The organism is Brevibacterium sp. CT2-23B (assembly GCF_013168765.1).
Lineage (GTDB): Bacteria > Actinomycetota > Actinomycetes > Actinomycetales > Brevibacteriaceae > Brevibacterium > Brevibacterium sediminis.
The window spans coordinates 113,487-125,899 of record NZ_JABBYK010000003.1 but is presented as its reverse complement, the minus strand read 5'-3'; the positions used below and the strand labels follow the sequence as shown (position 1 = coordinate 125,899).

Below are 12,413 nucleotides of genomic sequence, written 5' to 3'. Positions count from 1 at the left end.
GGGACGACCGGGACCGCAGCGCTCGCTTCCGGTCGGGAAGACCCTGGCCAGGGCCGACAGTGTCTGCTCCGCTGTGCTCACCGGCTTCTCGGCCGAGCTCATCCGGACTCACGCTTCTCTGTTCGGCTCCCGTCGACATCGCTCAGTCCCGAGCGAGGATCGAATACAGCCTGCGTTTGGTCTCTTCCAACTCGGTGACCGCCTCTGCGACCTGCTCTTTGCTGCCCGAGCGTCCGACCTGAGCGGCGGCCTGTGCCAACTCGACCCCGGCCTTGGCCAGTGTGGCCGCGCGCGGAGGCTCTTTCCTGCCGACCGATTCCCACGGGGCGGCGGAATCGGAATCGGCCTCGACGTGCTCGCGTCCCGCCTCAGTGAGGGAATAGGTCTTGCGTCCGCTCGACGGCTCCGCATTGATGAGACCCTCGTCCGTGAGCAGCTGCAGCGTCGGATAGACCGACCCGGGGCTGGGCTTCCAGCTGCCGCCGCTGCGTTCCTCGATCTCCTGGATGATTTGGTATCCGTGCATCGGGGCCTCTGCCAGCAGCGAGAGGATTCCGGCACGGACGTCACCGCGGTTCATGCGGGCAGGCTGTTTGGGGGCGAAGGATGAGCGCAGCTGCTCGAACGCCTCCCAGATGCTAGCGCTGCCCCGGTCGCCGCCTCGGTGATGGGAGCTTCCGTGGGTGAATGGCTCGTTCATGATGACCTCCCCGGTCTGACAACACCGCAGTACCCCGCTGGTTGCACGAAGTTCACTGCCCTGACGATATGTAACGATATATCGCCGATGTGTTGTCGGGAAGACCATGAGGTCGTCTGCGGAGGCAACTCACTGCGCGCGTTCAGGGTGACGTGACGACCGATCTGCCGGCGCCCTGCGCGATCCCCGAGGCGACTCTGCGCGAGTGCCCTACCGCCCGAAGTCGCGTCCGGCGGAGCTGCCAACGCAAAGTGGTCGTTCTGGTCACGTTCCGCTGAGCAGAGCGTGACCAGAACGACCACTTAAAGAGGCATATGCCGCCGAGGCGGCACCCGCCACTGAGGGGTACCCACCTCTAGGCGGCACCCGCCCCGAGGGGCGCCCGCCGTTTGGGCGAGCCTTCAGATCATCCGAAGCGACCGGAGATGTAGTTCTCGGTTTCTTCCTTGTCCGGGTTCGAGAAGATCGTCGAGGTCTCGTTGAACTCGATGAGCTTTCCGGGCTTGCCGGTGCCGGCGATGTTGAAGAACGCGGTCTTGTCGGACACACGAGCGGCCTGCTGCATGTTGTGCGTGACGATGACGACCGTGTACTTGTCCTTGAGGTCGTTGATGAGGTCCTCGATCGCCAGGGTCGAGATCGGGTCGAGAGCCGAGCACGGCTCGTCCATGAGCAGGACCTCGGGTTCGACGGCGATTGCGCGGGCGATGCACAGACGCTGCTGCTGACCGCCGGAGAGACCCGAACCGGGCAGGTTGAGGCGGTCCTTGACCTCGTTCCAGAGGTTCGCGCCGCGCAGGGCACGTTCGGTGAGATCGTCGGCCTCGGTCTTTGACAGACGCTTGTTGTTCAGGCGCACACCGGCGAGCACGTTCTCCTTGATGCTCATCGTCGGGAACGGGTTCGCCCGCTGGAAGACCATGCCCACCTCGCGGCGGACGTTGACCGGGTCGACGCCGGCACCGTAGATGTCATTGCCGTCCATGAGGACCTCACCGGAGACGCTTGCGCCGGGGATGACTTCGTGCATGCGGTTGAGCGTGCGCAGCACCGTGGACTTGCCGCAGCCGGAGGGGCCGATGAAGGCGGTGACGGAGCGCGGCTTGATCTGCATCTGCACTCCGTCGACGGCGCGGAAGTCGCCGTAGAAGATGTCGAGATCCTTGATGTCGATCTGCTTGGACATTGTGTTTCCTATCCGTGGAAATGGGTGAGTCTGGAGGTCTGTGGGCTGTCGCCGGTCAGCGTCCGGCCTTCGGTGCGAGCACCTTTGCGATGATGCGGGCGAGCAGGTTGAGCACCATGACGAGGGCGACGAGCACGAGGGCTGCGGCCCAGGCGCGTTCCGAGCTGGCCAGGGCGGCGGCTCCCGGCGAGACCGGGCGCAGCTGCGAGTCGTAGATGAACGTCGGCAGCGTCGACATCCAACCGGAGAAGAGGTTCCAGTTGAGCGTCTTGGCGAACCCGGCGGTGACCATGATGGGTGCCGTCTCACCGATGACGCGGGCGATGGCGATGGTGACGCCGGAGAGGATTCCCGACACCGAGGTGGGCAGAACGATCTTCACGATCGTCTTCCACTTCGGCACGCCGAGTGCGTAGGAGGCCTCGCGCAGGTCCATCGGCACCAAGCGGAGGATCTCCTCCGTATTGCGCACGACGATCGGGATCATCAGCACTGACAGCGCCACGGCCGCGGTGAAGCCGGTCTTCGCGATTCCGGCCGCGCCGGGCAGAAGCACGTTGGCAATCGTGGAGAACAGTGCGAAGGCGAAGAGACCGGCGACGATCGAGGGAATACCGGTCATCACGTCGACGAGGAAGGTGATCGCCTTGCCCAGGCGGTTCTTGTTCGAGTATTCGACGAGGTAGATGGCGGTGAGGACGCCGATCGGAATCGAGATCACGCAGGCGGCGAGTGTGATGAGCACGGTGCCGACGATGGCGTGGTAGAAGCCGCCGGCCAGAGTGGCCTCACCGGCGACGTACTGCTGATCGAGGACGCCCTTCATGCCGAGCATGGTGCGGGTGAGCAGGTCACCGCTGATGGCGGCCCCGCCCTTGGACACGGTCAGCCACAGCAGCGAGATGAGGGGAACGCATGCGAGGACGAACGTCGAGGTGACGATGGTGGTCGCGATCCGGTCGACGGCCTTGCGGCGGCCTTCGTAGGACGCGGAGACCGCGAACACGGCGATCGCGTTGATGAGGCCGGCGAGGACGGCCACGACGGGGATGTTGAAGCCGCCGAAGGCGATGAAGCTGATGACGATCGCCACGAGGATCGAGGCGACGGCGACGATCCACGGGGTGGCCTTCGGGAGCTGTTTGGAGGTGAGCTTCGCCGGTTTCGACACGGCCGCCTCGGTGGTGGTGTTCATGGTGGTCATTGGTCTCAACTTCCCTTCACCGAGGTGCGGGCGACGATGGCGCGGGCTCCCATGTTCACCAGCAGGGTGATGACGAAGAGCACGAGGCCGACGGTGATGAGCTCGGACAGGCGCAGTCCCGCGGCCTCGGGGAAGTTCTGCGCGATCTCGGAGGCGATGGTCTGGTTGCCGCTGACGACGAGCGAGGCGGTGAGGACGCCGGGCGAGAGGATCATGGCCACGGCCATGGTCTCACCGAGGGCGCGGCCGAGGCCGAGCATCGTGGCCGAGACGATTCCGGACTTGCCGAACGGCAGCACGGCCATGCGGATCATCTCCCAGCGGGTGGCGCCGAGCGCCAGCGCCGCCTCTTCCTGCAGGCGCGGGGTCTGGAGGAAGATCTCGCGGGTCAGCGAGGTGATGATCGGCAGGATCATGATCGAGAGCACGAGGGAGGCGGTGAGCAGTGTGCGGCCCGTCTGCGACACGGAACCGTCGGCGGCCGGAGCGAAGATCGGAATCCAGCCGAACCACTTCGACAGCCACAGGTAGAAGCCGGTGAGGTTGCCGGCCAGAGCGATGCCCCACAGGCCGTAGACGACCGAGGGGATGGCGGCGAGCAGGTCGATGACGTAGCCGAGCACCGGAGCGAGCTTGCGCGGGGCCATGTGGGTGGTGAACAGAGCGATGCCCAGCGAGAAGGGAGTCGCGACGATCAGTGCGATGGCCGCGGAGATGAGCGTGCCGATGACCAGCGGCCAGACATAGGAGAAGAAGCCCTTGCCGCCGGTGATCTGGGAGGGGTCGCTGATCTGCGCGGTGATGGTGTCCTTCGACTGTGCGAGAAGGAACAGGGCGACTCCGGCGAGGATCACCAGGATCAGGATGCCGGCGATGAGCGTGGCGGCTGAGAAGATGCGGTCGCCGGGTCGGACGACGGCCTTCTGCTGCCGAGCTGCCGGACTCTGCGGCGGCTTCTGCCCGGATTCGGGCGTGGAGCCGGGCCCTGTGGGGCCTGACTCAGTGGTCTGTGTGCTGATCGGCACAAGTACTCCTCATGTGACTTGTGGTGAAACCGGGGTGGTTCCACAGGCGCGGAAAAGCGGCGCAGGGCTTCTGCGCCGCTCCCGACTGGCTATATCTCCAGGTCAGAGACTGAAATCAGCCTTCGACCTTGATCGAGTCGATGACTTCTTCGATCTGCTTGCGCAGGTCGTCCGACAGCGGTGCGGACCCGGCGGAATCGGCAGCGGACTTCTGTCCCTCTTCCGAGACCACGAACTTCTCCCAGGCCTTGACCATGTCCACGGTCTCCTGGTCCTTGTAGGACGAGCAGACGAGGTGGTACGAGACGAGCACGATCGGGTAGGCGCCGGACTCGGTGGTGTCGCGGGCCAGGTCGAAGGCGAGGTCGCCTTCGCTGCGGCCTTCGACCTTCTCGGATGCGTCGACGACCTTGGTCGCGGCTTCCGGGGAGAGCTCGACGAACTCGTCGCCGACCTTGACCTTGGCGGTGGAGAGCTCACCGACGGCCGAGGCATCCGCGTAGCCGATGGCTCCGTCGGTGTCGGAGACGGTCTGGATGACACCGTCGGTGCCCTGAGCTGCCTCGCCGCCGTACTCCTTCGGGAAGTTGCCGTCGACCTCGGCGTCCCAGTCCTTCTCGGCGGTGGCCTTGAGGTACTCGGCGAAGTTCTCGGTGGTGCCCGAGTCATCGGCGCGGTGAACGGCGGTGATCTTGAGGTCCGGCAGCTCGGCATCCGGGTTGTCGGCCTTGATGGCCTTGTCGTTCCAGTTGGTGATGTCGCCCTTGAAGATCTTCGCGATCGTTTCGGGGGAGAGGTTGAGCTCGTCGACGCCCTTGACGTTGAAGGTCACGGCGATGGGGGAGATGTAGACGGGGAACTCGTAGGCTCCGTCGGCGCCGCAGGCTTCCTTTCCGGCCTTGACCTCGTCATCGTCGAGGTGGGCGTCGGATCCGGCGAACTGCGCGTTGCCGGCGAGGAACTGTTCACGGCCGGCACCCGATCCGTCGGGGGAGTAGTTGACGGTCACGCCGGAGTTCTGCGAGGTGAAGTCCGCTGTCCAGGCATCCATCGCGGCCTTCTGCGAGGAGGCGCCGATGCCGGTCAGGGTGCCCTGCAGGTCACTGCTGCCGCCGGATGCCTCTTCGCCGGTGGCGGACTGTCCGCCACCGCAAGCCGAGAGGGTGAGGGCGCCGACCGCGAGGATCGCAGCGGAGGGGGCGAGATGCTTCATCTTCACGAAGATGCCTTTCATGTTTGTGGACACAGCTCGAGAGTTCTCGATTGCTCGTCATCCACGCTAAAGATCACGCGTGAAGTGCAAGGAGTTGAAACGTGAATGGAAGGTGAATGAGGGGCGAAGGGTTGGAACCGCTGTGAGTGCTCGATCACAGACTTCGTCGGTTTCATGAAAGGATCATTGTCGGGACCGGCATTCGCTCGCCGAGGCGGCCCGTTCCGTACGTGTGTAAGTTCGCCGAGGCGGCCCACCCAGTGCGCATGCTCGACCTTGAGAATCGGCTCGCTCGTGGGTCGTGCGCCTCGGTCAGCTGTCGATGGGGCGGACGCGTTCGATCTCGACGATGCGCGGCACCGGTCCGGGTCGCACATAGGCGATGAGGACCTCACCGGGCTTGAGGTACGGATCGTCCTTCGGCAGCTTCGCTTCCACACGCTTCGGGGCATGGGCCGCGTAGACGGAGAAGATCGTCGGCAGCACCGGCCGGTGCGTGCAGTAGATGACGGGTTTGCCCTTCGCCAGCAGCTTCTCGATATAGCGGGCGGTCTTGTCCGGGTTCGCAGCGGTTGCCTTCTCGCTGAGCGTCGACACCTTCTTGATCGACTTGCCCGTCGCCGCCGACAGCGGAGTCAGCGTCGCCATGCACCGCTTCCACGGACTCGAGACGAGCTTGCGGACGCCCCAGGCTCCCAGCAGACCGGTCAATGCCATGGCCTGTCGGGTGCCGAGCTTGAGCAGAGGCCGTACATGCTCGGTTTCGTACCACTTCGCCCGCGGGAACGCCTTCCCGTGGCGGACGAGGATGAGCGGCCACGCCCGCAGCGCGTCCGTCTCAGCGAACTTCTCCAGCGCGTCGAGCTGTTCCCGGTCCGAGAACGACGTCAGCTTCGACCGGGCCTTGTCGACAGGGAACCAGCCAGCGGTGTCGACCTCTCGCTTGTTCACCGGGGCGAAGTCCGCTTCGTCCTTGACCTCGGCCGACCAGTAGAAGACCTTCTTCAGCGTGTTCTTGCCGACCGTGTACTCGGCCGACGGCAGTGGGATGCCGAGGTGGATGTCGAACCCCGTCTCCTCCTTGACCTCGCGGATCGCGGCCTCCGGCAACGTCTCACCCGGGTCGACCTTGCCCTTGGGCCACGACCAGTCGTTGTACTTCGGGCGGTGAATGAGCACCACCTCGAGACCTCTCGGACCGTGTCTCCAGCAGACGGCCCCGGCGGCCAGGACATCGGCGGTGACGCGCGATGATGCCTGTGCCGAGGCGACCTCGGACCGGCTCACGCCTCATCCCCGATTCGCCGACGCTTCCGGTGCCGACGGATGAGCTCCGACTGATAGTCGGCGAGGATGCTGCCCTCGTCGTCGTGAGTCCGCCGGGTCCATCTGCCGTCACCGGACAGATCGAATGCCGAGGTGGTCGGGGCGAAGACGAGATCGAAGAGTTCGATGATCTCCGCCCGGTGACCGTCATCGACGATCTGCACGAGCGCTTCGACCCGACGGTCGAGGTTGCGGTGCATCATATCTGCCGAACCGATGTAGACGATCGGGTCGCCGTTGTTGCCGAAGACGAAGGCGCGGGAGTGTTCGAGGAAGCGTCCGAGCACGGAACGCACGGTGATGTTCTCGCTCAGACCTTCGATGCCCGGGCGCAGAGCGCAGATTCCGCGGACGAAGACTTCGACGGCGACCCCGGCCTGGGATGCCCGGTAGAGGGCGTCGATGATGGCTTCGTCGACGATCGAGTTGACCTTGATCCGCACCTGCCCCGCTCCGCCGGACTGTGCGATCGCGATCTCGGAGTCGATGAGGTCGATGAGTCCGGTGCGCACATTGCTGGGGGCGACGAGGAACCGTGAATATTCGGACTTCGGCGCATAGCCGGAGAGCTGGTTGAACAGCTTCGTCAGATCATCGGCGACGGCCCGATCACGTGTCAGCAGCCCGAAGTCCTCATAGCCGCGGGCGGTCTTCGGGTGGTAGTTGCCGGTGCCGACGTGACAGTACCGGGCCAGCCCGTCAGCCTCCTGACGGACGACGAGGGAGAGCTTCGCATGGGTCTTGAGCCCGACGATTCCGTAGACGACATGGACGCCGGCGCGCTCGAGCTTGCGGGCCCAGGTGATGTTGGCCTCCTCGTCGAACCGGGCCTTGATCTCGACGACGGCGAGCACCTGGATGCCGGCCTGTGCGGCATCGACGAGGGCATCGATGATCGGCGAATCCCCGGAGGTGCGGTAGAGCGTCTGCTTGATCGCCAGCACGTTCTTGTCCGACGCCGCCTGTTCGAGGAAGGCCTGCACGCTCGTGGAGAACGAATCGTAGGGGTGGTGCAGGAGGATGTCTCGGCTGGCCACCGCGTCGAAGACGTCGACCTGGTCGCTGGATTCCCGCAGCGACAGGTCCTTGTTCATCTGCGGAACCATCTTCGGATAGTGCAGGTCATCGCGCGGGACATCGGCGATATCGGACATGCCGGACAGGTCCAGCGGGCTGGGCAGGTGGTAGATCTCCGAGTCGTGGATGCCCAGTTCGTCCTTGAGCATCTCGAGGACGCGGGGGTGGATGTTCTCTGTGATCTCCATCCGCACGGCCGGACCGAAACGCCTGCGCAGCAGCTCCTTCTCCAGAGCCTTGAGGAGGTTCTCCGCATCGTCCTCTTCGACCTCGAGGTCCTCGTTGCGGGTCACGCGGAAGGTCGAATGGTGGACGATTTCCATGCCGTCGAAGAGAGTCCCGAGGTGTTCGGCGATGATGTCCTCGAGGGCGACGAAGCGGGCGGGGACGTCGCGTCCGGCGGGCCGGTCGGTCGCCTCGGCGACATTGAAGAACCGCGGCAGGCGCGGGGGAACCTTGACGCGGGCGAAGAACTCCTTGCCCGTCTCCGGCGACCGCAGGAGCACGCCGAGGTTGAGCGAGAGACCCGAGATGTACGGGAACGGGTGGGCCGGATCGACGGCCAGCGGGGTGAGGACGGGATAAACGTGGCCGAAGAAGAATTCGTCGACGCGGTGGCGCTCATCCTCGGTGAGGTCCTCGACCTGGACCTTCGTGATCGATTCCGCGTCGAGGCGGGGACCGATATCGTCCTTGAGCAGGGCGGCATGCCGGCTCATCAGCTCGAACGCGCGCACCCCGATATCGTGCATGACCTGCGCGGGCATGCGGCCGGTGACGCTGGGCACGGCGAGACCGGTGTTGATGCGGCGTTTGAGACCGGCGACGCGGACCATGAAGAACTCGTCGAGGTTGGTCGCGAAGATCGAGAGGAATCGGACGCGTTCGAGCAGCGGGATCTCCGGATCCGAGGCGAGATCGAGGACGCGTTCGTTGAAGGCCAGCCAGCTGAGTTCACGATCGAGGAAGCGATCTGCCGGGTCGGGCAGTCCCAGCTCCTTACCCGAAGCCGCGATGTCGTACAACGCTCTACTCCTTCTCGTCCGTCGACGCCGTGCTCGCAGATTCAGTGCCGGTGACCTTTGCGGAGGCCGGTGCATAGGCCACGTGCGCGACCGCGACATGGAAACCCAGTCGCTCGTACAACCCTAGCGCCGGGGCGTTGTCCGATTCGACGTAGAGTTCGATCGTCTCGGCGCCGGCGGTCACCATCCGCCGCATTCCCTCGACCGTCAGCGCCTTGCCCACGCCCTTGGCGTGGATGCGCGGATCGACTCCGACGACATAGACCTCGCCGAGGCGGCCCTCATCATCCGTGTCCGTGATCTTCGTCTGGTGGAATCCGATGACCTCGCCATCGCGGGCGGCGATGATGAAGGTGGTCGGGTCGAAGTCCGCAGCGGTGACGACGGCATCGATATCGGCGCGGGTCTGGCCGCCCTGTTCGGGATGCCAGTCGAAAGCGGCGTTGTTCACGGTCAGCCAGCCGTCCTCGTCGCCGGGAGCGAAGGAGCGGATCTCGACCCCGTCGGGGCTCTGCGTCTCGGGGAGGCCGTCGAGGCGCAGACCGGTGTCGGTGCGCATCTGATAGAGCACTCGATCGCGGCCGAGGCCGTGCTTCTGGGCGAGGTGGGCCGCGGTCGGGTGGTCCCCGTGCGACCAGCACCAGGCTTCGGGCTCTTCGTCGAGGATCGTTCTCAGCAGCTGTTCGCCGAGGCCCTGACGACGATGGTCGGGGGCGATGAGGAACTCGGCGGCGTGACGATCCCCCTGCAGGGCGCGGATTCCGAACCCGATGAGCTCGCCGGTCGTGTCATTGCCGGCGGAGTCGGCATCGGTGGTGCCGGCATCGGCGGGGCCGGAACCGTCTGCGTCGTCGGCAAAGACGCGCCACACGCTCGAGGCGGTCTGCGCCTCGTGGGCGGTGTCCTCACCGGTGGCGACGGCCATGAGCCCGCCGGAGATCTCGGGGGCGCCATCGGTGGCCGCCACGTCATCGAGGAACTTCAGCTCATCCTCGGTGAGGGTGTCGATCGGGGTGGAGGTGATTGCTCCGCTGGCCTGGATTCTCATGCCGTCACGTCCTCTGAATCTGTGTCTGTGACGCTGTCGGCGCTGAACCGGTAGCCGACGTTGCGCACGGTGTGGATGGCGTTCTCAAGGTCTTTGCCGAGTTTCGCACGGAGGCGGCGAACATGCACGTCAACGGTGCGGGTGCCGCCGAAGTAGTCGTCGCCCCACACGGCGAGCAGGATGTCGTCGCGGGTGAAGACGCGTTCGGGGTGCATGGCGAAGAACTTCAGCAGGGCGAACTCGCGGTAGGTGAGGTCGAGGCTGCGTCCGCCGAGCTCGGCGGTGAACGCGGTCTCGTCGATGCGCAGGTCCCCGGTGACGACGACCATCGGTTCGCCATCGGCATTCCACATTTCCTCGCCCGTGTCGCCGAGGCGGCTGGACGAACCGGGCCCGCCTCCTCGGGCGGTGCCGACGGGGCCGCGTCCGGTGCGAACCGGTCCCCGGCCCCCGGCGTCGCCCTTCGCGCCGAGCCGGCCGGACCCGGCATGCAATCCGCCGGGGAATCCGCTGCCGGAATGAGCTGACGAGGATGCGGCGTGACGGTCACGGGCCACGCGCAGCCGCGCTTCCACCTCGGCGGGGCCGGCAGTGGTGAGGATGAGGTCGGACACGTTCCATCTCGCCGAGGCGGTCGCCAGTCCGCCCTCCCCGAGGACGACGATGACGGGGGCGGTGATCCGTGCCTCGGCGAGCAAGTCGGAGATGCGCGGGGCCAGGGACAGATCGAGGCAGGCGTCGGCGATGACGACGTCGACCGCGGCGGATTCGGCCCGGCGGCTGGACAGGTCCTCGGCGGCGCAGCGGTCGATCTGGTGACCGAGGTACTGCAGGGATTCGGGAGCGAGCGGGGCGTCGAGCCTGGCCGTGGGGCAGATGTGCAGAATCCGCATGTGCTGCATCCACCTCCTCGGCGCCCGTCGTCTCGCCCGTCGTCTGAGGAAGAGTATAGCGAGGCCCCGGCCGGGGCAGGTCCGACGCGCTGCCGCCGGTGGTTACCGCGGGTGTCGCCGGATAAGGCACGATAGTGCTGTGATCAGATGGATTCGAGTAGCCGTCGCCCTGGTGCTGGTGTTGGCCCTCAGTGCCTCCGTGTACTGGGGCTATACGCTGTTCCTGCTGGCGACCGGGCTCATCGTCTTCGGCGTCGCCTATGGCTGGCCGCGTCTGACGGACTCCCCGCAGCCGCGGGCGACGTCGATCATGCTCGCCCTCTTCGGCGTCGGCGGACTCTACGCCGCCTGGCAGGACTCAACGGCTCCCTACCTCGACTGGCTGCCCGTGCTCGCGGGCCTCGGTCTGCTGTGGACCTTCGTGCAGAACCTCACCCGCGGAATCGGTGCCTCCTATGCGGTGGCGAACGTGTCGGCGCAGGTCTCCGGTCTCGTCATCGTCCTGTCCGCGAGCACCTGGGTTGCGGCGATCACGGTCCCCGGTGACAAGGAGGCCATCGTCATCGGCCTCGCCTCGCTCATCGTGGCGCAGTGCATGACCGCGCTGCCGTGGCCGGCGATCTACACCTCGCCGTTGGCCATCGCCATGTCCACGGCCGTGGCGGGGATCCTGTCGGTGCTCGTGTTCGCACAGGCGATCTCCTTGGCCATGGCGCTCGTCCTCGGTGTCATCATGGGCCTGCTCGTGGCAGCGGTCGATCGGATGCTCGGGCTCGTCGCCTATGCGAAGTTCCAGGCCGCCAACCTCGAGGCCTCACAGAACATCGAGGTCAAGAAGAACGTCGAGAAGGCCCGGAGCTTCGCCGTTCAGCTCGCCCTCGGTGCCGCCCCGATCGCGCTCGGCGGAGTCGTCGTCTACGCACTCGAACGCGTCGCTTCCTGACCCGGGCTGAATGCACATCACTTTGTCAGGAACTGTAGACTGGGAGCATGGATAATCTTGTTGCTCTCGAAATCGTCTTCTCCAGCCTCGTCGGCATTGCCGCTCTCGGTGCCCTGGGTGTCGGGATCAAGGTCGTCACGGCGCTGTTCAAAGACAACCGCTGATCCCTGATGGTGATCGAACTCGATGCCTCGGTCCATCCCGAGCTCGTCCCTCTGTCCTGGCTGATCGGGTCGTGGGAAGGCGTCGGTGTCGTCGGCTATGCGGACACTCCTGAGAAGCAGTTCGGCCAGCGCATCGACTTCGTCGCCCACGAGGGCACGCCCTTCCTCCAGTACACCGCGCATGCCTGGCTGCTCAGCGAGTCCGGTGAACTCGAGTCGACCCTGACTCTCGAGACCGGAATCTGGCAGCTCGTGCGTCAGCACGACGACGGCGACGTCGGCCCGGGAATGATGGTGCCGACCGAACAGCAGTCCTTCACCTCGGCCGCAGCGGTCGAAACCCTGCGCACGAACGACGACGCCTTCGAGATCGAAGCCGAGATCGTCCACCCGCACGGAGTCATGGAACTCTACGCCGGCACCGTCAAAGGACCGCGCATCGATCTGGCCACCGACGTGGTGGCCAGGACCAAGACCGCGAAGGAGTACACCGCCTCGACGCGGATGTACGGCCTCGTCGGCGGCGAACTCATGTGGGCCTGGGACATGGCAGCCATGGGCCACGAACTCGCCTCCCACTCCTCTGCCAGATTGAAGAAGCTGTCTTAA

General features: G+C 65.6%; 11 protein-coding genes. 2 read left to right on the top strand and 9 right to left on the bottom strand.

Annotation, left to right across the window (positions count from 1 at the left end):
* Window positions 1-142: 142 nt before the first annotated feature.
* The 9 genes from HIM68_RS09170 to HIM68_RS19185 form a co-directional block, all read right to left on the bottom strand.
* A complete protein-coding gene (locus tag HIM68_RS09170) occupies window positions 143-700 on the bottom strand; it encodes a PadR family transcriptional regulator (protein WP_172171581.1) in 558 nt (185 codons plus the stop codon).
* Window positions 701-1,106: 406 nt separating this feature from the next.
* Window positions 1,107-1,886 carry a phosphate ABC transporter ATP-binding protein PstB gene (gene pstB, locus HIM68_RS09165; RefSeq protein WP_101543804.1) on the bottom strand — a complete coding sequence of 260 codons (780 nt, stop codon included), beginning with the start codon at window positions 1,884-1,886 and terminating at the stop codon, window positions 1,107-1,109.
* 55 nt (window positions 1,887-1,941) lie between these two features.
* Window positions 1,942-3,081 (bottom strand): phosphate ABC transporter permease PstA, encoded by a 1,140-nt coding sequence (pstA, locus tag HIM68_RS09160; RefSeq protein ID WP_139468090.1) that lies wholly within the window; start codon window positions 3,079-3,081, stop codon window positions 1,942-1,944.
* Between the two features lie 14 nt (window positions 3,082-3,095).
* Window positions 3,096-3,986, bottom strand: coding sequence for a phosphate ABC transporter permease subunit PstC (gene pstC / locus HIM68_RS09155; RefSeq protein WP_101544086.1), 891 nt, complete (start codon window positions 3,984-3,986; stop codon window positions 3,096-3,098).
* Window positions 3,987-4,230: 244 nt separating this feature from the next.
* Complete coding sequence (pstS, locus tag HIM68_RS09150) at window positions 4,231-5,361, bottom strand: phosphate ABC transporter substrate-binding protein PstS (protein WP_367647488.1); 1,131 nt, start codon at window positions 5,359-5,361, stop codon at window positions 4,231-4,233.
* A gap of 279 nt (window positions 5,362-5,640) precedes the next feature.
* Entirely contained in the window at window positions 5,641-6,615 is a 975-nt protein-coding gene (locus tag HIM68_RS09145) for an NUDIX domain-containing protein (protein ID WP_172171579.1), read from the bottom strand.
* Complete coding sequence (locus HIM68_RS09140) at window positions 6,612-8,756, bottom strand: RNA degradosome polyphosphate kinase (protein ID WP_253903870.1); 2,145 nt, start codon at window positions 8,754-8,756, stop codon at window positions 6,612-6,614. The genes HIM68_RS09145 and HIM68_RS09140 overlap by 4 nt, the downstream gene beginning before the upstream one ends.
* Before the next feature lie 4 nt (window positions 8,757-8,760).
* Window positions 8,761-9,804, bottom strand: a complete 1,044-nt coding sequence (gene mshD, locus HIM68_RS09135) for a mycothiol synthase (protein ID WP_172171575.1) — start codon at window positions 9,802-9,804, stop codon at window positions 8,761-8,763.
* On the bottom strand, window positions 9,801-10,706 hold the full coding sequence (locus HIM68_RS19185; RefSeq protein WP_301539194.1) for a winged helix-turn-helix domain-containing protein: 906 nt from the start codon (window positions 10,704-10,706) through the stop codon (window positions 9,801-9,803). The genes mshD and HIM68_RS19185 overlap by 4 nt, the downstream gene beginning before the upstream one ends.
* A gap of 130 nt (window positions 10,707-10,836) precedes the next feature.
* Between HIM68_RS19185 and HIM68_RS09125 the strand changes: the two genes are divergently transcribed.
* Both HIM68_RS09125 and HIM68_RS09120 read left to right on the top strand, forming a co-directional pair.
* Window positions 10,837-11,640, top strand: a complete 804-nt coding sequence (locus tag HIM68_RS09125) for an ammonia permease (protein WP_229663971.1) — start codon at window positions 10,837-10,839, stop codon at window positions 11,638-11,640.
* A 170-nt stretch (window positions 11,641-11,810) separates the two neighbouring features.
* A complete protein-coding gene (locus tag HIM68_RS09120; RefSeq protein WP_172171573.1) occupies window positions 11,811-12,413 on the top strand; it encodes an FABP family protein in 603 nt (200 codons plus the stop codon).